Below are 20029 nucleotides of genomic sequence, written 5' to 3'. Positions count from 1 at the left end.
GTCAGCCCCCGCCGCCCTGCGAGATGCGCTCGACGAACTCCTCCGGAGTTTCGTCGGGCGAGCCCTTCTCGTAGCTCGGACGCTTGCCGCCGATGACGTTGACCATCTCGTCGATCAGCGCGATCGAGAGGATCACGAGGCCCCCGGCGAACCCGAGTTGGGGAATCCAGAGCGGAAGCGCGACCACGCCCTGCGCCACGTCGTTGAAGCGCCAGGAATCGTAGGTCATCTGCACCGCATGACGGGTGAAGTAGAGAATGAAGGCCGCGGCAATGCCGAGCGCCACGATCTCCGCGATCTGCTTGGTCCGCCCATGCAGACGTTCCAGCAGCAGGCCGACGCGGATCATCTCTCCGCGTTTGAAGGTGTGAGCAAGGCCGAGGAACGCCATCGCCGCCATGCACCAGGATGCAAAATCGTCGCCGGCGGGGATGTTGAGCGCAAACTGGCGCCCGACCGACATGATCATCATGATTGCGAAGATCGCGACCAGGAACACGCCCGCGGCGTAGCCCGCGCCTAGATAAAGGAGGTCCAGAGCGCGTCGCACCGGTCCTTGAGTCGCTACATCGTCATCTGCCAACGCGATCCCCATCCTCACACGAGGCGATTCGACCGACGGATTGCACTTGGGCAGTGTCAGTCCGTTTGAATATCGCCCTGCCCAACGCCTGTCTTTCAGACGTTAGATCAACATGATGGGGCCGGTGCAAGCAAGGTCTATGCCGGCTGGCCGCAGAATTTCCACCGCGGGTTTAGTGCGTCTCCAGCCGCAGCCCGTCATAGGCCGGCACCACGCCAGGGGGCAGCGACTGCCGGATGACCTCATAATCGACGTCCGCGGTCATGTTGGTGATGACCGCGCGCCTCGGCTTGAAGCGCTCGATCCAGGACAGCGCATCGTTGATGCTGAAATGGCTGACATGGCTGGTGTAGCGCAGGCCGTCGACGATCCAGAGATCGAGATTCTCCAGCGCACCCCAGCTTTCGCGCGGGATATCGTTGAGATCAGGTGTGTAGGCCGCATCCCCGATGCGGTAACCGAGGGCGGGGATGTTGCCGTGCTGCACCAGAAAGGCGGTCATCGTCACCGCGCCGCCTTTCCCCAGAATGGTCTGGCTTTCCCCCGCCTCGATCGAATGCCGGGTCAGGATCGGCGGATAGTCGCTGCCCTCGGGAGAGATGAAGCAATAAGAGAACCGCGACAGGATGTCCTTGGCGGTCGACTGATTGAAATAGGTCGGAATGCGCCGGCGCATGTGCATGACGACCGAGCGCAGATCGTCCATGCCATGAGTCTGGTCGGCATGCTCGTGCGTCAGGAACACCGCGTCGATGTGGTCGACATTGGTCGAGAGCAATTGCTCGCGCAGGTCCGGCGAGGTGTCGATCACGATGCGTGTCGTGCCGTGCTCGGACGTCCGTTCGACCAGCAGCGAGCAGCGGCGGCGGCGGTTCTTGGGATTGTTGGGATCGCAGGCGCCCCAGCCGAGTGCCGGGCGCGGCACGCCGGCGGAGGAGCCGCAGCCCAGGATCGTCAGCGTCAGCGTCATGTGGCTCCCAGTCTCAAGCTTTCACCTTCGAGAACAGGCGGAAGAAATTTTCGCTGGTCTGGCGCGAGATCTCGTCGAGGGACACGCCGCGCGTCTCGGCGAGCACCTTTGCGACCTCGACCACATAGGCCGGCTCGTTGCGCTTGCCCCGAAACTTGCCGGGCGCAAGATAAGGCGAGTCTGTCTCAATCAGGATACGATCGGGCGGCAGTTCGGCTGCGAGCGTGCGTAAGGCCTCCGATTTCTTGAAGGTCAGAATTCCCGTGAAGCCGATATGGAGCCCGAGCGACACCGCCTTCAGCGCCAGCTCGCGCCCGCCGGTGTAACAATGCAGCACGGCGCGAAACGATCCCTTTGCCGCCTCCTCTTCCAGGATGCGCGCGCAGTCCTCGTCGGCCTCGCGGGTGTGGATCACCAGCGGCAGGCCGGTGGCGCGAGCGGCGGCGATGTGGGCGCGAAAGCCCCTCGCCTGCGCCTCCGGCGAGCCGTTGTCGTAGAAATAGTCGAGCCCGGCCTCGCCGAGCGCGACGACCTTGGGATGCTGGGTCAGCGCAATCAGCTCGTCCGGCGCGATGCCGTCCTCCTCGTCCGCATGGTGCGGATGGGTGCCGACCGAGCAATAGACGTCGTCATAGCGCCCCGCGATGGCGAGCAGGTCCTGCAGCCGCCGCACCCGCGTCGAGATCGTGACCATGCGCGCGACTCCGGCCGCGCGCGCTCGCGACACGATTCCGTCGAGATCTTCCGCAAAGTCGGGAAAATCCAGATGGCAATGACTGTCGACCAGCATCGTGCGAACGCCTTCAGGCCGCCGGCTCGACGTAGCGCGGGAATGCCGGCGTCGGCGCCGGCAGTGTCGAACCGGGCGCGATGCGCTTTGCGCCGCCGAGCATGGCGAAATTGCGCTCGGCTTCGGCGATGCCGAGGCTGTCGAGCAGCTTGCCGGAGGCGGTCGGCATCGCGGGCTGAGCCAGGATCGCGATCTGGCGCACGACTTCGGCGGTGACGTAGAGCACCGTCTTCTGCCTGGCCGGATCCGTCTTGGCGAGCGCCCACGGCGCCTCGCCCGCAAAATAGCGATTGGCCTCCGCGACCACGGCCCAGACGGCGTTGAGCCATTGATGGATCTGCTGCGCCGCCATGGCCTCGCGCGAGGCCGCGATCATGCCGTCGGCCATCGCCAGGATCGCCTTGTCGTTGTCGCTGAACTCGCCGGGCTCGGGCAGCACGCCGCCGAGCTGTTTTGCGATCATCGACAGCGAGCGCTGCGCGAGATTGCCGAGATCGTTGGCGAGATCGGCATTGATGCGCGCGACGATGGCCTCGTGATTGTAATTGCCGTCCTGGCCGAACGGCACCTCGCGCAGGAAGAAGTAGCGCAACTGGTCGACGCCGTATTGTTCGGCGAGGTTGAAGGGGTCGACGACGTTGCCGACCGACTTCGACATCTTCTCGCCCCTGTTGAACAGGAAGCCGTGGGCATAGACCCGCTTCGGCAGCGGGATGCCCGCCGACAAAAGGAAGGCCGGCCAATACACCGCATGGAAGCGGATGATGTCCTTGCCGATGACGTGCACGTCGGCCGGCCAATAGCGCCAATTCTTGTCGCTCTCGTCGGGGAAACCGACGCCGGTGATGTAGTTGGTCAGCGCATCGACCCAGACATACATCACGTGCTCTTCGTCGCCGGGCACCTTCACGCCCCAATCGAACGTGGTGCGCGAGATCGAGAGATCGCGTAGGCCGCCCTTGACGAAGCTCACGACCTCGTTCTTGCGCGAGTCCGGCCCGATGAAGTCAGGCTGATCCGCATAGAGCTTGAGCAGCTTGTCCTGGTACGCCGACAAGCGGAAGAAATAGCTCTTCTCCTCCACCCATTCGACCGGCGTTCCCTGCGGCCCCAAGCGCACGCCGTCGTCGTTCACGCGCGTCTCGTCCTCGGCGTAATAGGCCTCGTCACGAACCGAGTACCAGCCTGAATAGGTGTCGGCGTAGATGTCGCCATTCGCTTCCATACGGCGCCAGATCTCCTGGCTGGAGCGGTGATGCTGCTTCTCCGTGGTGCGGATGAAGCGGTCGAACGACACGTCCAGGCGCTCGTCCATCTCTCTGAAGCGGCCGGCATTGCGCGTTGCGAGCGCGACGGTGGACATGCCTTCGCTCGCTGCCGTCTGAATCATCTTCTGACCGTGCTCGTCGGTGCCGGTCAAAAAGAACACATCCTTGCCGTCGAGCCGCGCAAAGCGCGCCAGCGCGTCGGTCGCGATCGCCTCATAGGCATGACCGATATGCGGGCTGCCGTTGGGATAGGCGATCGCGGTGGTGATGTAGAAGACATTGTCGCGCGCGGCGGCGACCGCAGGCGCGGCAGCTTGCGGAGAAGCGACGGGCTTCGGCGCGCGCGGGGCCTTTGACTTCGGCGCCGTTGGCTTCACAGGCGCGACGGGAGTCGGTGCGGCGGTCACGGCAGGCGTAGCCGCCTTTTTCGCGACCTTCTTCGCCGGAGCCTTGGCCGGCTTTCTGGCAGCCTTCTTCACGGCCTTCTTCACGGCCTTCTTCACGGCCTTCTTGGCGACGACCTGCTTCTTCGCGGCCTTCTTGCCGGCTTTCCTCGACGTCTTCGCAGCGGTCTTCTTCACGCCCTTCTTGGCGCCGGCTTTCTTGTTGCTTTTGGCAGTTTTGGCCGCGCGCGCGTTGGCCTTTTTCGCGGCTTTCTTGACGGCCTTCTTCGCAGCCTTTTTGCCGCTCTTGCGTTTGACGGATTTCTTAGCTCGCGTTGCCACCACGAATTCCTTTACCGGCTTCTCGAATTTTGGAAACGGCTTGGCGTTCCGTTATTGTTTTGCGCATGATCTTTTCGGAAAACCGCTGCGCACTTTTCCGGATCATGCTTTAGCGCGTTGCGTCCGCCAGCCAGCCGAACACCGAGAAAACCAAGGGCTTTCGCTCCAGATTGTAGGTTTCGGTGTCGCGCGCGGCGCGGACGATCTTTTCCCATACCTCAGCTAGCCGCGCAAGGCGCGACAGGTTCTGGTTGGCATTGGCCTCATCCGCATGCAGGCGCTCCGCAATCCAGCGGTCGATGCCGTCGATGAAGGCCGCAAGCGCCACGCGGTCGCTGGTGCCGAGCGAATCGCCGAGCGTGTGCAATTCGCGCGGATCGACCTGCGGCAGGCGCGCGAGCAGCGCCGCCGTGCGCTGCTGAAGCTTCAGGGCCTCGCCACCGAGTAACGTCAGCGCCCGTGCGACGCTGCCCTCCGAGGCCTCGGCCGCCTCGCGCAGCGCCGCATCGCTCGGATCGAGCTCAGCCACCGAGGCCGCGGCGCCGACCACATCGTTGGTGGCGAGCGGCCGCAGGCGCAGCTTGCGGCAGCGCGACTGGATCGTGGCGAGCACCCGCGCGGGTGCGTGGCTCACCAGCAGGAACAGCGATTGCTGCGGCGGCTCCTCGAGAATCTTCAGAAGCGCGTTGGCCGCGTTCGGATTGAGCTCGTCGACGGTGTCGACGATGCAGACGCGCCAGCCTTCGACCGCGGCGGTCGAGCCGAAGAAACCGATCGTCTCGCGCGTCTCGTCCACGGTGATCACGGTGCGCATCACGCCGCGCTCGTTGGCGGTGCGCTCGAGCGTCAGCAGGCCGCCATGCGAGCCGGCCGCCACCTGCCGCGCCACGGCGTCGTCGTGATCGATCGCAAGGCTTTCGGCGCGCTGCACGGCCGGCGCCAGCGGCTGCGCATGGCCGAGCACGAAGCGCGCCATCCGATAGGCCAGCGTTGCCTTGCCGATCCCTTGCGGCCCGCCGATCAGCCAGGCGTGCGGAATGCGTCCGCTGCGGTAGGCATCAAGCAGCGCGGCCTCCGCCTCGCGATGGCCGAACAGCCGGGACGTCTCGCGCGGATGCGGTATGGCGGTTTCACGCTCGGCCTGACGCGGGCTCATGCCGACACTACTGACGCAGGCGTCGGCAGCAGGCGCTCGCGCAGCGCCGTCCAGATGCGCGCGGCGACCGTGTCCGGGTCGGAGTTGGCGTCGATCAGCACGCAGCGCGCGGGATCCTCCGCCGCGATCCTGCGATAGGCCTCGCGCAGGCCCTGGTGGAAGCTGAGCTTCTCGGCCTCGAACCTGTCAGGCGTGCCGCTGCCGCGGCGCGCGGCGGCGCGTTGCAGGCCAATCTCGACCGGCAAGTCGAGGATGATGGTGAGGTCCGGCTTGAGATCGCCGATCGTGACCCGCTGCATGGCGTTGATCAGGCCATCGGACACCTGGCCAAGGCTGCCCTGATAGGCCCGCGTTGAGTCCGCGAAGCGGTCACACAGCACCCACACGCCCTGGCTCAATGCCGGCTGAATCACGGTGCGGACATGGTCATCGCGCGCGGCGGCAAACAGCAGCGTCTCGGCCTCGGGGCCGAGCAGCTTGCCCATACCCGACAGCACCAGATGGCGCATGATCTCGGCGCCCGGCGAGCCGCCCGGCTCCCGCGTGACGCGGATGCGCAGCTTTGCCGCCGTGAGGCGGTCGGCGAGCCTCTTGATCTGGGTCGACTTGCCCGTGCCCTCACCGCCTTCAAAGGTGATGAAGCGTCCCCGTCCGGACGGCCGCTGTGCCGCGCTCTCACTCATGATCAGAGCTTCTCGGCACCTGCGCGGAACATGCCGATCACGAGCTCGCTGGCGCCGTCGATGGCGCGGCGCATCGTCGAGCCGGTGCCAACAGCCTCGGCAGCATAGACCGGCATCTCGACCGCGATGTTGCCGCTGCGCCAGACCCTGACCACGCCGACCCGCTGGCCGGCCTCGACCGGCGCACGCACCGGGCCGCTATAGACGATGCGCGCGATCAGCTTGTCGCTGCCGTTCTTGTGCACCATCACCTTCACGGGCGTCTTGGCCACGAGCTTGACCGAACGGCTCTCGCCGCCGAACACCTTGGCGTAGCCGACGGGCTGCTCGGCCGCGATCAGGGTGCGGGTCTCGAAATTGCGAAACCCCCATTCCAGCATCTTCTTGGCTTCCGTGGCGCGGTCCTCGGGATCGTCAAGTCCGTTGACGACGACGATCAGCCGCGTGCCGTTCTGCACGGCGGAGCCGACCATGCCGTAGCCACCTTCCTTGGTGAAGCCGGTCTTCAGACCGTCAGCGCCTTCCATCGAATTGAGCAGCGGATTGCGGTTGGGCTGGCGGATCTTGTTCCAGGTGAATTCCTTCTCGCCGAACAATTTATAGAATTCGGGGAAGTCCAGGATGATGTGCCGGGCGAGCACGCCGAGCTCGCGCACCGTCATCTTGTTGCCGGGATCGGGCAGACCGCTGGAATTGGCGAAGGTCGACCTCGTCATGCCAAGCTCGCGGGCGCGCTTGGTCATGAAATCGGCGGCAAAGATCCGCTCGTTGCCCGCCATGGCTTCGGCCAGCGCGATGCAGGCGTCGTTGCCGCTCTGGATGATCGCGCCGCGCAGGAGATCGTCGACCGAGACCTTGCTGTTGATGGCGGCGAACATGGTCGAGCCGCCCGAGGGGGCCCCGCCTCTGCGCCAGGCATTCTCACTGATCCGATACTCGTCGTTCAGCTTGATGTCGCCTTTCTTGATGGCATTGAAGACGACCTCAGCGGTCATCAGCTTCATCATGCTCGAAGGCGCGCGCAGCTCGTCGGCGTTCTTCTCGAACAGCACGCTGCCCGAGGAGGCTTCGATCAGGATCGCGGTCGGGGCGTCGCCGTCGAAGCCGGCATCATCCGCCTTCTTGGCGCCCTGGACGCTCTGGTTGGCCGCATGGAGCGCCCCGCCCCAGCCGATGGCCGCCGCCAAAACCGTCGCGATCAGCCCGCGCGCCAGCGCTCCGGCGGTGAGCCGGTTGCGACGAAGCAAAGGAAGACGAAGTGCCATGGCAAAGCCCTGAGAGAGGCGTTCTAACAGCTGGAACAGATGCGAACAACACGCGGTTGGACGCTTGTCGCCGAGATTGCACGATTCTCGCTGCGCCCCTATCGTAGTGCCTCATGTTTTTCGAGCAAACCCCTGAAACAAGGCGGAAAAGCGAATGTCCTCAACCCGCATGATCAAGGCCAACGGGGTCGAGCTGTTCGTCCGCGAGGCCGGCCAGGGACCGCTGGTGGTGCTGTGCCACGGCTGGCCGGAACTGTCCTATTCCTGGCGCCACCAGATCCCGGCGCTCGCCGAAGCCGGGTTTCACGTCGTCGCCCCCGACATGCGCGGCTATGGTCAGAGCGCGGCCCCGCTGGATGTGAACGCCTACTCGATCTTCGACACGGTCGGCGACGTGGTCGGGCTGGTCCAGGCCCTCGGCGAGACCAAGGCGACGGTGATCGGCCACGATTGGGGTGCACCGGTCGCCTGGCACGCGGCGCTGTTCCGGCCCGACATCTTCACGGCGGTCGCTGGCCTGAGCGTGCCGCCGCCGTTCCGTGGCCGCGGCAAGCCGCTCGACCTGCTGCGCCAGGGCGGCGTCACCAATTTCTACTGGCAGTATTTCCAGACGCCCGGCGTCGCCGAGGCGGAGCTCGAGCGTGACGTCGCACGCACCATGCGCATCGTCCTCGGCGGGCGGGGCCTCGCCGATCCCACCGCCGCCATGTTCGTGCAGGAGGGCAAGGGCTTTCTCGGCCATGCCGGCGCCGACGAGCCGCTGCCTGGCTGGCTCAGTGAGGCAGATCTGGCCTATTTCACCGAGGCCTTCCGCAAGTCCGGCTTTCGCGGCGGGCTGAACTGGTACCGCAACATCGACCGCAATTGGGAGCTGACCGCGCCCTGGCAGGACGCGCAGATCCACCAGCCTTCTCTCTTCATCGCCGGCTCAAAGGACGCGGTGATCACCGGCCTGATCGGCGCCAAGCGCGTCAACGAGCTCGAGCGCGTGCTGCCCAATCTGAAGCGCAAGCTGATCGTCGAGGGCGCCGGCCATTGGGTGCAGCAGGAGCGGCCCGAAGAGGTGAACGCGGCGCTGCTGGCGTTCCTGAAGGAGAGCGCGGCCTAGTAGAGGCCGCGGCCGCTGAGGATGCTGCGGGCTTCGGCTGCGCCGTCCGAGGCATCGCCGGCGGACGGAGCATTTTCGCTCGCGTAGCGGCCGTCCTCGCCGTAGGACACCGCGCGGGCGTTCTGGAGCGCCCGGCCCCGGCTGCGGGTCGAAGCCGACATTTCCGAGGTGGCGTTGAGCGAAGCCATATCGGCCGAGGTGCTGCCGAGATTGTAGGGCCGCCCCTCCGGCATCGGCACGTCGCCGCGAATGGCGCCGCGGGTCGAGGGCGGCAGCAGCTCCGGCACGAACGGCTTGGCCGAGGCGACCCGGACCATCGAGGGCGACGGCGCCGGAACGCCGGTCCGCAGGGTCGCCAGAAGCTGACGGTCGTCGGAGCCTTCGAGCGGCGCCCGGCCGACATATTCGACCCGGACCTTGGCGACGCCATTGCCTTTGAATTCGAGGAGTTCGGCGGCCTTGTTCGAGACATCGATGAGTCGGTTGCCGTGATAGGGCCCGCGGTCGTTGACGCGGACGATCAGCGACTTGCCGTTCGAGATGTTGGTGACCCGGGCGTAGGACGGCATCGGCAGGGTTGGGTGCGCCGCGGTCAGCGAGGTCATGTCGAACACCTCGCCGTTGGCCGTCAGGCGGCCGTGGAAATCGTGACCGTACCAGGACGCCATGCCCTCGGCGCGGTAGTCGACGTCCTCCTCCGGAACGTAGGTCTTGCCCGCCACGACATAGGGCTTGCCGACGCGGTAGGTGCCGCCGCCCTTCGGGACCGGATCGCCGAAGGCCACCACCCGCGGGCTCGAGGACACGCCGTATTTCGGGTCGACGCGGCTGGCGAACTTGTTCGAGGAGGCGCAATTGGCGAGTGCAAGGCAGGTCGCGACCGCCGCCATACCGCGCGCGGCCCGCAAAACCGAATCTGACCGACGGATCCCCATGCGCCCCAAATACCACTTCGCCGGAGGCGTACCCAACCCGCTTTGGCTACGGGGAGCGCTGTCCGGTCATCTCATCCGAGGGCGGCCCACCACCGTCTCGGAAGCGGTAACGATAACGCAACCCGAACGCGGCGGAAATGGGGAGCCCACGGCGATCACGCTGGGATGGTAAACGAGACGTTCGCATTTTTCCGTTGTTCTACGGGTCGATGGCTCCTGCACTGTGCCAGTGCCGGACATTCTGTTGCGCCAAATCCTCACTCCAACCCCATTGTCGCGCCGCTCACCGAAATTCTTTTGACTGTGCAAGGCCGCACGCGTTCTCTCGGACGCGAGGGCGGGATTTGGAATTTAACGATGATCGAGACGGTTTCGGCACTGATGGGTCTGGTAAGCGCGGGGATCTTCCTGGCCCATGCGTTCGAGGGTTACCGCACGAGAGCCTGAAGGCACTCGCGCGGACGGCAAGCATCACCTCTTTCAAAGCGGCGCGTTCGGACGGTCTTGGTCGATCCGGTCGCGCATCGAAAACGAGAGCGGCAGGTGTCCCATGCGTAATCATGACCTCGTATCCGATGGCTTCCTGGCCTTGACCGCCGGCGGCTTGGTGCTGCTCTGCTCGAGTCTCGTCGCGCTGGCGTTTGCCTGAACCGCACGTCCTCCTGTCCAATACCTTTTCTCCGTTGCGGCGCAGCAGGTGCAGCTCTCCCCGCTCCCATTCAGTTGATTGAATTGTTGCGTTCGACGCCTCGACCAATTGCAAGAGGCCATCACCAACGAGGGTGACGCAAATGCTTGCCGAGAAGTTCTTCCTGGTCCTGGAATCCCTGATCCGCGGCGACCGCACCTATCCGGATGGAAGCCCCCGGGTGATCAGCACCTCCCCGCATGTGCCGGTCAGGCTGCCGTCAGCGAAATAGCTGGCGCGTCCGCCGAAGCCCGCCGCTCAGCGTAGGCCCAACAGCGAGCGGCGGTAGAAGCTGCCGCGGGCCTCGTTCTGGCAGACGAAGCTGCCGTCGAAGCCCTGGCCGTAGCGCTTCTGCCCCTTGCGGTAATAGACGCCCTTGCTGAAGTCGAGCCAGACCACCCTGTCGCGCGGGCAATGACGCTGGGCCTGCGCCTCGTAGCGAAAGGGCGTCAGCGGCGTCGCCGAGACCTCGGCGCCACCTGCAGCGACCAGCATGGCGCCAGCGCATGCTATGGCGCCGAACCATTCGCCAAGGCCGCTCCGAGACATGCTCCACCTCCCGCTCGCCGCCGTCTCCGACGGCTGGCACGGTAGCACGAAACGGCATAGCCCGCGGAAGGCGGCACGCGCGCCGAATGAAGCGCTGCTGCGGTTCAGGACCGGTCCGCTTCGAGCTGCGCCAGAGCCTGGTGCAGACATTCCTGAAGCCTGGCGGCGACCTGCTCGCGCGCGATCCCCGTGCCTGCGAGATCGCCCGCCACCTTGCCGACCACATCGTCCATCGTCCGGCTCTCCAGATGGTCCGTCACCAGCGCCTTTGCGTAGCTTGCCGCGGCATCCCCGCTGAGCCCGAGCTGGCCTGCGGCCCACAGCCCGAGCAGCTTGTTGGATCGCGCCGTGGCCTTGAACATGAATTCCTCGTCGTGGGCGAATTTGGCTTCGAAGCCCTGCTCGCGCTTGTCGAACGTGGTCATGGTCAGCTCCATTCTGCGTCGCTGATGAGGATCGGCTGGGAGCGAACGTCTCCGTGGTTCACGTCAGTTTCGGATCAATTGAAGCTTCCTCCCGGAAGCCGAGCGCCGTCAAGCCTGCCGGTGGGAAGCGGACACCCAAGCGGCAGTGGCGGCCGCAATCAAATGCAGGCCGCCAGCAGATGCGATTTTTGGAGATTGCGCGGCGGAGCGTATTCGTTCAGCCCTTCGCCGCCGCCGCTTCACGCGCCAGCCGTTCGGCCTTCAGCCGTTCCTTGTTGGCGTAGAACGCCTTCTGCGCCGCTTCGTGATCGCGCATGGCCTTCTCGGCCTCGATCCGGCGAGCCGCGTCGCGGGCGTGGCGTTGTTCGGGGGTCAGGGGTTTGCGTCGGAAGGAAAGGTCTTCAGTCATGCCGAATAAACGTGGCCGTGAGGAAAAAGTTCCGCATGATCCCGTTCGAGACCCGTCGGCCATGGCATGAAGTTGTGCGAAAACAACCCCATGCACAGTAGCTAAGTCCCTTTACCACAACGATTTTCTCAATGCTCGCCAAACCATCAGATCGTGATGTCCGCAATCACGGGCAAATGGTCCGAATAGGCTCGCGCCGCCTGGTCGGTCCAGACCTTGTCGAAGCGGCTGTCCCGCGTTGCATAGATGCGGTCGAGCCGAAGCAAGGGCAGAGGCGCCGGAAAGGTCCGCAGCCGCGTCCGGTTCGGGCAGACCTGCGCGAGCACGCCCCGCACCGATTTCACCCAGAACCAGTCGTTGAAATCGCCGAGGACGACGGTCCTTTTCGGCTTCACAAGGCTCACCACGGCCTGAGCCTGCGCATAACGCTCGTGGATGCTGAGGCCGAGATGCGTTGCGACCACCCGGACATCGCCGAAAGGCGTCAGCAATCCCGCCGCGATCGCCCTGCGCGGCTCCCGCTCCCGATACGACACGTCGACGATTTCGGGCACGCTGGAGAACGGAAACCGGCTCATGAGCATCTGGCCGTAGTCACCGTCCTCCGTGACGATCGACTTGGCATGAACGCGGTGATCGCCGACCACGCGCGCCAGCTTCGCAAACGGATCGTCCGACCGCGATCGGGAATCAACCTCCTGAAGCGCGACGACATCCGGCGACCATTTGCGGATGATGGAGCAAACGCCCTCCAGATCGAACGTCGGATTGAGATTGAACGTGCCGTGCACATTCCACGTCATGAAGCGCATCGGCGCCATCAGCGCCTCCCGGCGAGCCACGTCGCGAGGAATTGAGCGCCCGCGCAGACGCCGAGCCAGCCGAGAAATGCCAGCGTGAGCAGCAATACGTTGCTCCATGACGCGTTCCTGGCCAGATCTGCGATCTGGGCGCCAAGAACGGCCATGGCGAGAATGCCGGGCGTCATGCCCAGCAGCGTTCCAACCAGGAAATCACGGAGCGGCAACGTGCTCGCACCGGCCGCGACGTTCACCAGCGAGAATGGTGCGATCGGAATCATTCGGATGACCACGACGGCCAGAATCCCCTTGCCGACGACGCGTTCCTGGATGCGCGCGGCACGGCGTCCCAGCAAGCGCTGAAGGCGCTCTCGGCCCATGAACCGCCCGATCGCAAAAAGGAGGAGCGCGCTCAGCGAGACGCCCGTCATTGCGGTGACGAAACCCAGCCATGGCCCCAGTGCGGCAGCTGTCGCAGCAATGAGCACGAGAACGGGAAAGATGACCAGCCCGCCGACGACGAAGGCTGCGATCGCCAATGGCGGTCCCCAGCCGGACTGCGAATGGGCGGACAGGAACGACGAGAGACGGCTTGCGTCGGCGTAATCGCTCAGGGACGTGTACGACCAGGCCAGCGCCAGTCCAAGAAGGGCCAGCGCGATCGAGGCGATTCCGATGATCGTCTTCGTGCTCCACATGCGCGATGCCGCGCGCTCCAGATGAAGCGGCAGCTCAGGGTCCGCCACCGGCTGAACCAGGGTGGCGAGCGTGCTGGTCAGAACCGAGGCCTCCACATGTCGCAAGGCCTTCGCTCCACCCGTTTTCGACACCTCGTCAAGCAGGGCAAACAGCCGATGCTCGTTTTGCGCGACGGCCTCTTCGTCGAGATCGCAGAAGTGAGCGATGAGGCGCCGGCGGACCGAGGCGATGAAATCCCGATGCTGCTCGGATTCGGCTTCAAAGATGAGGTCGCATTCGCTGTCGGCGCCCATGGAACGATTGTTCAGATTGGCCGAGCCGATCCGCAAGATCCGGTCGTCGACGACCATGAGCTTGCTGTGCACCATCACCGCCGCTTCCTTGTTGCCGCTGCGGGAGACTGGATAGACGAAGCGGATGCGATCGGCCACGCCAGCCGTGCTGAAGCAGTCGATGAAGGCGCCACGGCCGTTCTGCATGGCTTGGGACTCAAACCACGAGGAATGTAGTTTCGGAGCGACCACCAGAACCCGAAGCGACGGCACGCGACGCATCTGCTCCGCGAGTTCGTGCGCCATCCTGGTTGCGCTGGTGAATTGATTTTCGATGTACACGAAGCTCGTTGCCGACCGGATCGCTGCGATGAAGGAGCGTTCGACCTCCTTGATTGTCGATCCTGCGGGACAGACCACCTCGGTCCTGGCGATCCCGACCGGCAAGTGCTCGGCCTCGACAGGCACGTTCGCGGGCCAGCGACCAGCCTTGCGCGCGCGCCGTTCATCGGCCTGTTGGCCTGCCGCGCGCCAGCGTTGCTCGACGAGCGCGAACAGCTGCTCCGCGGCGTCGCCGTCGACCAGGCACTGAACGTCGTGAAACGGCGGATACGGCTTGCGCTGGGGGTCGCAGCGCATGGCATTGTCGACGCGGTGGTCACTCGTGTCCCAGCGCCGGATCGTCAGATCGAGGCCGCCGACAAACGCCAGTGAGCCGTCGACGCAGACGATCTTCTGGTGTTGCGCCGAACCAAACGGAAGCGTGGCGTCCAGATGAAACCGGACGCGGCCATCGGTGCCGGCAGTGAATTTCGCCGCGGAATTCCACTCTCGCTCGGAAGCGTAAAACGAGACGAAGTCCCAGACGAGGATGTTGATGCGCAAGGCGGGCCGGCGCTGCACCAGGGCGCGCAGGAAGGGACCAAGCTCCTCAGGCAGGCCATCATCCGCGTGCCCGGAAGCTCCGACCAGGCGGGTCCTGCTATGGATGTCCCATCCGACGATGTAGACGAGATCCTGCGCCTCCAGCAGGGCCTCCCGCAGGGCTGCGAAATAGGCGGCGCCATCGTTCAGAACCGCCACGCGCCGCGCCTTGCACCGCTGCCAGACGGTGTCGCCGGGAGTGAGTGTCGATGCGCTCTGAAGCAGGTGGACCTCGCAATTCGCGTTTGCGTCTAAACGCGCTGGAGGCTCAAGGGGTTCCACGCCGTCAACGGCCGCATTTCGATGCGAATGCCGGATGTGCGGCGCCCAAAGGGCTCGTCACCATTCGTCATTTGGTGCGCACAAACTTCGCACCGGCGCTCCTCAACACATCCACAATCTTCTCAGGGGCATCGCCGTGAAAATCGACGGAAACCTCGATCAGGCCTTCCAGCTTCTGCCGCCCCTCCGGCGTGGGCGCGGTCTTGACGTCAGGACCTGCCGCGCGTATTCCCACCGTATTCGCATCGCCGGCGGGCTGGACGAAGACGTCGGCTCGCGGCACGCCGCATTCCTGCACGACATGCTCCACCGCAAGCTCGGCGCGGCGGCGCGTGTCGAATTCTCCAATGATGGTACTTTCCAAGGCTGCTCTCCGTGTGGTCGAGACTGCGAAACAACAGGCGAGCTGCGGCCAAGTTCCTGAGGGGGCGCCACCGTGACCAGGCCCTTGGCTCGGCTGCGCAGCGCTCCGTCCAATGCGTCATTGAGACAGGTCAATACGGGCAAGCCGAAGCTCTGGAAATCTGACGTCGGCAGATCAACGGAGACGGCCATGTCACAGCAGAGCAGCATGCATTTCTACCTCAACTGGGCCAAGGAGCGGATCGACGAGATGGACGCGGCGTTGGCCTCGTTCGAGGTCAAGGCCGGCCAGGCCAAGGCTGAGTCCAAGGTGAAGACCGATCAGCTCCTGGCCGATCTGACGCAGCGCCGCGACGAGTTTCAGGCGCTGCTCAAGGCCAAGGCGCAGGCGGGCGAAGCGGCGTGGATGGAGGCCAAGGCCGAGCTGGAGCAGCAATGGAACGGATTCGAAGCCCAGATGAAGACCTACTTCGAAAGCGCCGGCAAACAGCTGGAGCAGCAGCAGGCCACGTTCAAGGATCTTGCCGCTGCACAGGCCAAGGCCTGGGGCGAAGCCGCAGAGAAATTCCGCGAGGCCGCGGCCAAGGTCACTGCTGCCCGCACCGTGGACATCGACGCCGCGCTCAAGCAGATGAAGTCCGACGCCTCCGAAGCCGAAGCACGCCTGCAGAAGCTGAAGCAGGCCGGCAGCGAGTCCTGGTCGGTGATGAGCGCCGCACTCGCCGAATCCCGCAAGGCATTCGATCAGGCGAACAAGGCGGCGTGGGACGCGCTGAAGGGGGCTGATACGAAGAGTTGATTTTGGCTGGGGGCTCGTCCCGGCATCCTAAACGCCCGAGCCGGCCCCCTCGCCCGATGCCCTGATCATTCTTTTGCGGCGGTCCCTGACCGCGTGCCGCCGAGGCCGGGATTGATGGCCAGCGACGCTCCAGCAGCGCCGCCGGCTTCATAGGCCGTCATCGACACCATCCGGCTGGTACTGCGCGCGGCCCGGAGCTTGAGGTCAAGCTTTTTCAATTCGGCATCGACGACCGAGGTCTTGAGGACGACCAGCCCGCGGCCGGTGCTTTCGTTGACCTGATCGCGCCCGGCCTTGATCGCCACCAGCCTTTGCGCGATGGACGCCACCATCCCGAGCGCGAAGGAGGCGTTGGCCAGATGCCGCTCCTGGTGCCGGAACCTGCTGTAGTCGACCGAGGTCTTGAAGCGGCCAAGCTCGGCGCGCACGGCGCCGTCGATCAATTCGGCCAGGTAATGCGCGACCTCGACATCCGCAGCCAGACCGAAGAACACGTAGACGTTCTCGCCGGCCGCGTTCTTCTCGCGCCAGACCCGGCAATCGCAGAAATGAGCGATCGCGCCGATGCAGTCGTCCAGGGGAATTCGTTTCTTGCGATGGGTCTCAAACACCCTCCGTTCACACGGCGAGGCGCGCAGCTCGACGTCGGAGAGCGACAGATCGTGGCGATCCAGCAGCTCGGCCACCTTGGCGGCGGCCGACAGCGCCTCGTCCTCGGTGCAGCCATTGGCGATCGTCTTGGCGCGCAACGCCTGGATGCGGAGCTTGAGCTTGTCGAGCCCGTCCGGATTTAACGCCTGATCCACCGATCACCTGCTCTGGAAAGCCCGACCGAGAGACCCGGTTCGGACAGATTGGCGGAAGGGGTGTCTTGTCAACTCTGTTGATTGTGCACGCTTTTCTGCGCAGGTGCGAATGAATACTACGGTGTTTGCAACGGTCGTGTCAGCACTACCGTAACCGCAGTTTTTGACACAGAGGTGGGCCCTTCCCTGGCAAAACGGGTGAAGTGCAATTCGCTGTCTCTACGGCAAAGTGTGCAAGAGAGCGGACCGCTGAGCCCCGCGAGCCCTCTCCAGTGCCGCCGGTTCACGCCGCGGGCTTGCTGGACGCCAATGTGATGACTGTTGAGAAATGCCGTGTGAAGTAGTTCACAAGCGGGAGGTATCTCTGCGCGTAGCATGGGCGCCTCCACTGAAGGGGAGCGCAATGAAGTGGAACTTGGCAACCTATCGAACGCTCGCGCTGACCACCGCTGTTCTGGTGGCGGCTGTCACTACTTTGGCCATCGGTACTCCTCGTGGAGTCCATGAACCAATGTTGGGATCCGATTGGCAATGCAGCCGGACCATGCTGCTCGTGACCACGTGTGCACTGAAGCACCGAGCGGAATAGCCGCAGCTCGCTCGGTAAAGCATCGGGCGCTCGTTCACACATCTCGGCCCTAATGAAAATCGGCCTAACAATCGGTTAAAGAAGAACTCGTAGCATGTTCCGCCGTTGACCTGCATCCCGTCACCGCATGACGAGGTAGGTCCAGGACGGGGCCGATACCATGGCGGACCTCCGCGAAAAATTGGACAAACTCCGTGCCGACGCCGCGGATTTGTCCCTTATGAGCAGACGAACGAGCGACTCGCAAAAGCGCGCACTTTTTCAAAGCTTGGCAGATAAGCTCGCCATAGAGGCTCTCGAACTCGAGCAGGTGGTGAAGCTGCAAAGCCGGCGCGCCAGTCACAGCGACATGGACAACGTCGTGCCCCTCCAGGCGCGTCCAGATCGTCGCTGATACAATCCGCTTCCTTCGTGGGCCGCCGCCTCAACTCGCGGCGCCTCGTTCACAGCTGGCGAGCGTTCCATGCTGCAACTGCTCACAGTCCGTCCGGTCTGGTCTACGGTCCAAACTCCTCCGGCTCCAAGGCCGCGGGTAATGGATTAGCCGTCCTGACATGTGATGCCGAGGCTGTCGCAAGTGAGTGCGAATAGATCTTTTAATTTTGAATCTTCAAAGCAGAACCTGGTGCCGATCTCCGCTCGGTCGGTCCACCAGCCGGCATTAGCTCCCTTGGCGATGCGGGCAGCTTCGCCTCGTAACAGGTCCAGTCGTTTCCCGGCGGCACGAACAATCAGGCAGCTCTCCTTGGGCATAAACGTCCTCCAACGGCAACTTGGATTCCGCAAATTGTCGGTACAGAAAAATGTAGAACTTGCGGCCATGGACACAAAGCTTGTTGGTGATTATCGGGGTAGGCGCGGCCCATCTTCGTAGCTATCTTCGGATGTCGTCCGACTGCTGATATCGCGGTAGCGCGTCGGAGGAGATGGCTAAGCAGCTCCAGTCGTCGTTCCAACCAGTCCTTCTCCGCCAGAAGCCTAGCGGCGAGGATATCGTTGACGAGCCTGTGGAGTTGCCACAGCTCTTCAAGCGGCATGCTCTTGGATGGCTTCTGTTCCATGAATCCCCCTGACCCACAGTGCCATAGTTTGGAGTGAACAGACGGGCCGGGTAATCGACGCCGGATGAGCGCGAAGGCTTTCTACACCTCGTCCGATCCCTCTCCACCGAGCCAAACTCGCCTGAACAGGATGGGCGCGCTTAGGCTCAAGATGATGAGCTTTCGTTAGACTGCTTCGGTTGCAACCGAACTGTTTCAATCAGGGATGGGAAGCGGCCCAGCCCCGAGGCAACCTCCATATTCGGAGCGTTAGGCGCCAAGTCGGCTGAAAGATCCACCGGCTCGTTCGCACCCCGTGCTCAGACGCCGCATAGCTACAGAACAGGATGCGACGCGACTTCCATGACGGCCATGATGCGCTGAGCTGCCTTCCGCGCGGTGACACCCGCCTATGGATCCGAATACCCCCAGAACTTGCGCCCTGCTCCGCCATATCGCCCAGAGATAGCTTCGCCATCCCTCGGATCGTGCAAGAAGAGACCACCAAACCGATGATCCTCGGCTCGCTCTTGTCAATATCAGCTGTCAGCGTTCTCGGAAGGCACGATTCATCTGATCAGTGAATGGTTTCGCCAGATACGAGGCCGCGGTTCTCTCCAGGGTCGAAACAAATACCTCGGCTGGCATGCCGGGCACCAGCTTCATGCCATTTAGTTGAACTACCGCATCCTCGGTCGGAAGCAGCTGAACGTGCGCGATGTAGTGCTCTTGGCCGTTGGAGGGATCGCGGGCCGAGGCCGGCGACACCATCGCGACCCTGCCCTTGAGTTCCGGCGTGGTGGTGCGGTTGAAGGCGGACAGGCGGATGCGTGCCGGCTGTCCAACTCTAACTTGGTCGATATCCGCAGGCGAGATCCGGATCTCGAACTTGAGGTCGGCGTCCTCTGGCACTACAGTGGCGATCTTGGCCGCGGGCGTGATGACGCCGCCGACGGTGTAAGCAAACAATTCATTGATATACCCCGACACCGGAGAGCGTATCTCGGTGCGGGACAGGCGGTCCTCGACAGCGAGCTTGCGTTCCTGGAGTTCAGCGATGCGTGCCTCCACCGTGCGAAGATCCTTCTGGGCCTCGGTCGAAGCGTTCTGGTCCACGGCGATGATTTGCACACGGATTTCGCTGGTCCGCACCCTGGCGCGCGCGATGCTCGCCTGGATCTCGCCCTGCTCACCCATGATGCGTGCATAATCACGCTGGGAAGTGTAGACACGCTGATACTCAACGATCTTGCGGTCGAACAATGACTGCAGCTTCTCGCGTTCGGCGCCGACAAGCCTGCCTTCCTCCTCCTTGGCGGCGAGGCGGGCTTCCATGCCTCTAATTTCTTCGCCTGTCTGGGCGATGCTGAGCTCGAGCTGCTCCTTCTGGCTGTCGCGCGCAGTCTTGTTACCGGTGAATAGCCTCGTCTCCCCGTGGATCACCGCCCCGGCAGTCGATGGAAACAGCGTGTGCATGTCCGAGGGGAATTCGATCGACGGCAAGTTGTCGCGCTCGGCCACCAAGCGGGCGCGGCGTCCGAGCGCCTCGACCATCTGCGCACGCACGATCAGATGCTCGGCCTTGATCTGGACGTCGTCCAAGGTTGCCAGCACCTGACCTTCCCGCACCTGGTCGCCCTGGCGCACCGCCAAAGTCTTGACGATGCCGCCATCGCGATGCTGCACCTCCTTGAGGTTCTGGTCGACCTTCACGGTGCCGGCCGCGACCACAGCGCCTTCCAGCATCGCCCAGGCCGCCCAGCCGCCGCACCCGGCCACCAGCAACGCAGTCAGCACAAGACCAGCCAGAATGCGCGGCCACAGTCGCAGCGGCCGTTGGCGGACCGCGTCCCGCCGCGGGACCGGCTGCACGAATTCGGATGCATCGACGTGCTTCATGG

At 64.1% G+C, this 20029-nt stretch carries 21 protein-coding genes; 4 read left to right on the top strand and 17 right to left on the bottom strand.

Going from position 1 to position 20029, the window contains the following annotated elements; all coding sequences use genetic code 11:
- Position 1: 1 nt before the first annotated feature.
- From AC24YW_RS34325 to AC24YW_RS34295, 7 genes are all read right to left on the bottom strand, one after another.
- Positions 2–595 (bottom strand): TRAP transporter small permease, encoded by a 594-nt coding sequence (locus AC24YW_RS34325; protein WP_487486849.1) that lies wholly within the window; start codon positions 593–595, stop codon positions 2–4.
- 160 nt (positions 596–755) lie between these two features.
- Positions 756–1553: an MBL fold metallo-hydrolase gene (locus AC24YW_RS34320; RefSeq protein ID WP_487486848.1), complete on the bottom strand. Its 798-nt coding sequence runs from the start codon at positions 1551–1553 to the stop codon at positions 756–758.
- 13 nt (positions 1554–1566) lie between these two features.
- Positions 1567–2343, bottom strand: a complete 777-nt coding sequence (locus AC24YW_RS34315) for a TatD family hydrolase (protein ID WP_487486847.1) — start codon at positions 2341–2343, stop codon at positions 1567–1569.
- A gap of 13 nt (positions 2344–2356) precedes the next feature.
- A complete protein-coding gene (gene metG, locus AC24YW_RS34310) occupies positions 2357–4336 on the bottom strand; it encodes a methionine--tRNA ligase (protein ID WP_487486846.1) in 1980 nt (659 codons plus the stop codon).
- A 109-nt stretch (positions 4337–4445) separates the two neighbouring features.
- Entirely contained in the window at positions 4446–5492 is a 1047-nt protein-coding gene (locus AC24YW_RS34305; protein ID WP_487486845.1) for a DNA polymerase III subunit delta', read from the bottom strand.
- On the bottom strand, positions 5489–6175 hold the full coding sequence (gene tmk, locus AC24YW_RS34300) for a dTMP kinase (RefSeq protein WP_487486844.1): 687 nt from the start codon (positions 6173–6175) through the stop codon (positions 5489–5491). Before tmk ends, AC24YW_RS34305 begins: the two co-directional genes overlap by 4 nt.
- A gap of 2 nt (positions 6176–6177) precedes the next feature.
- Complete coding sequence (locus tag AC24YW_RS34295) at positions 6178–7440, bottom strand: D-alanyl-D-alanine carboxypeptidase family protein (RefSeq protein ID WP_487486843.1); 1263 nt, start codon at positions 7438–7440, stop codon at positions 6178–6180.
- Positions 7441–7594: 154 nt separating this feature from the next.
- On the opposite strand from AC24YW_RS34295, the gene AC24YW_RS34290 reads away from it, so the two are divergent.
- Positions 7595–8548, top strand: a complete 954-nt coding sequence (locus tag AC24YW_RS34290) for an alpha/beta fold hydrolase (protein WP_487486842.1) — start codon at positions 7595–7597, stop codon at positions 8546–8548.
- Here the strand turns inward: AC24YW_RS34290 and AC24YW_RS34285 are convergent.
- On the bottom strand, positions 8545–9483 hold the full coding sequence (locus tag AC24YW_RS34285; protein WP_487486841.1) for a septal ring lytic transglycosylase RlpA family protein: 939 nt from the start codon (positions 9481–9483) through the stop codon (positions 8545–8547). The two genes, AC24YW_RS34290 and AC24YW_RS34285, sit on opposite strands and share 4 nt — an antisense overlap.
- Before the next feature lie 791 nt (positions 9484–10274).
- Here AC24YW_RS34285 and AC24YW_RS34280 point away from each other — a divergent pair.
- The gene (locus AC24YW_RS34280; RefSeq protein ID WP_487486840.1) at positions 10275–10403 is read left to right on the top strand and encodes a hypothetical protein; all 129 of its coding nucleotides are present in this window, start codon (positions 10275–10277) and stop codon (positions 10401–10403) included.
- Positions 10404–10429: 26 nt separating this feature from the next.
- Here AC24YW_RS34280 and AC24YW_RS34275 read toward each other — a convergent pair whose 3' ends face one another.
- The 6 genes from AC24YW_RS34275 to AC24YW_RS34250 all read right to left on the bottom strand — a co-directional run bounded on the left by AC24YW_RS34275 (position 10430) and on the right by AC24YW_RS34250 (position 14895).
- The gene (locus tag AC24YW_RS34275; protein WP_487486839.1) at positions 10430–10720 is read right to left on the bottom strand and encodes a hypothetical protein; all 291 of its coding nucleotides are present in this window, start codon (positions 10718–10720) and stop codon (positions 10430–10432) included.
- 104 nt (positions 10721–10824) lie between these two features.
- Positions 10825–11145: a DUF1476 domain-containing protein gene (locus AC24YW_RS34270; RefSeq protein ID WP_487486838.1), complete on the bottom strand. Its 321-nt coding sequence runs from the start codon at positions 11143–11145 to the stop codon at positions 10825–10827.
- A gap of 217 nt (positions 11146–11362) precedes the next feature.
- On the bottom strand, positions 11363–11554 hold the full coding sequence (locus tag AC24YW_RS34265) for a hypothetical protein (RefSeq protein ID WP_035999201.1): 192 nt from the start codon (positions 11552–11554) through the stop codon (positions 11363–11365).
- 146 nt (positions 11555–11700) lie between these two features.
- Positions 11701–12375 (bottom strand): endonuclease/exonuclease/phosphatase family protein, encoded by a 675-nt coding sequence (locus AC24YW_RS34260; protein ID WP_487486837.1) that lies wholly within the window; start codon positions 12373–12375, stop codon positions 11701–11703.
- Positions 12375–14408 carry a VTT domain-containing protein gene (locus AC24YW_RS34255; protein WP_487486836.1) on the bottom strand — a complete coding sequence of 678 codons (2034 nt, stop codon included), beginning with the start codon at positions 14406–14408 and terminating at the stop codon, positions 12375–12377. Before AC24YW_RS34255 ends, AC24YW_RS34260 begins: the two co-directional genes overlap by 1 nt.
- Before the next feature lie 190 nt (positions 14409–14598).
- Positions 14599–14895, bottom strand: a complete 297-nt coding sequence (locus AC24YW_RS34250) for a hypothetical protein (RefSeq protein WP_487486835.1) — start codon at positions 14893–14895, stop codon at positions 14599–14601.
- Between the two features lie 189 nt (positions 14896–15084).
- Here AC24YW_RS34250 and AC24YW_RS34245 point away from each other — a divergent pair, with 189 nt between their 5' ends.
- On the top strand, positions 15085–15693 hold the full coding sequence (locus AC24YW_RS34245; RefSeq protein ID WP_487486834.1) for a sll1863 family stress response protein: 609 nt from the start codon (positions 15085–15087) through the stop codon (positions 15691–15693).
- Between the two features lie 65 nt (positions 15694–15758).
- Here the strand turns inward: AC24YW_RS34245 and AC24YW_RS34240 are convergent, their stop codons facing one another.
- The gene (locus AC24YW_RS34240) at positions 15759–16499 is read right to left on the bottom strand and encodes a DUF7168 domain-containing protein (RefSeq protein ID WP_487486833.1); all 741 of its coding nucleotides are present in this window, start codon (positions 16497–16499) and stop codon (positions 15759–15761) included.
- A gap of 749 nt (positions 16500–17248) precedes the next feature.
- Between AC24YW_RS34240 and AC24YW_RS34235 the strand changes: the two genes are divergently transcribed.
- Complete coding sequence (locus AC24YW_RS34235) at positions 17249–17482, top strand: hypothetical protein (RefSeq protein WP_487486832.1); 234 nt, start codon at positions 17249–17251, stop codon at positions 17480–17482.
- Between the two features lie 146 nt (positions 17483–17628).
- Here AC24YW_RS34235 and AC24YW_RS34230 read toward each other — a convergent pair whose 3' ends face one another.
- Positions 17629–17841, bottom strand: coding sequence for a hypothetical protein (locus AC24YW_RS34230; RefSeq protein WP_487486831.1), 213 nt, complete (start codon positions 17839–17841; stop codon positions 17629–17631).
- A gap of 833 nt (positions 17842–18674) precedes the next feature.
- Positions 18675–20027 carry an HlyD family type I secretion periplasmic adaptor subunit gene (locus AC24YW_RS34225; protein WP_487486830.1) on the bottom strand — a complete coding sequence of 451 codons (1353 nt, stop codon included), beginning with the start codon at positions 20025–20027 and terminating at the stop codon, positions 18675–18677.
- Between the last annotated feature and the right edge of the window lie 2 nt (positions 20028–20029).

Source organism: Bradyrhizobium sp. USDA3516 (assembly GCF_057651995.1).
Note: the sequence above shows the minus strand (reverse complement) of the source record. Positions and strands in the feature narration are given on the sequence as shown.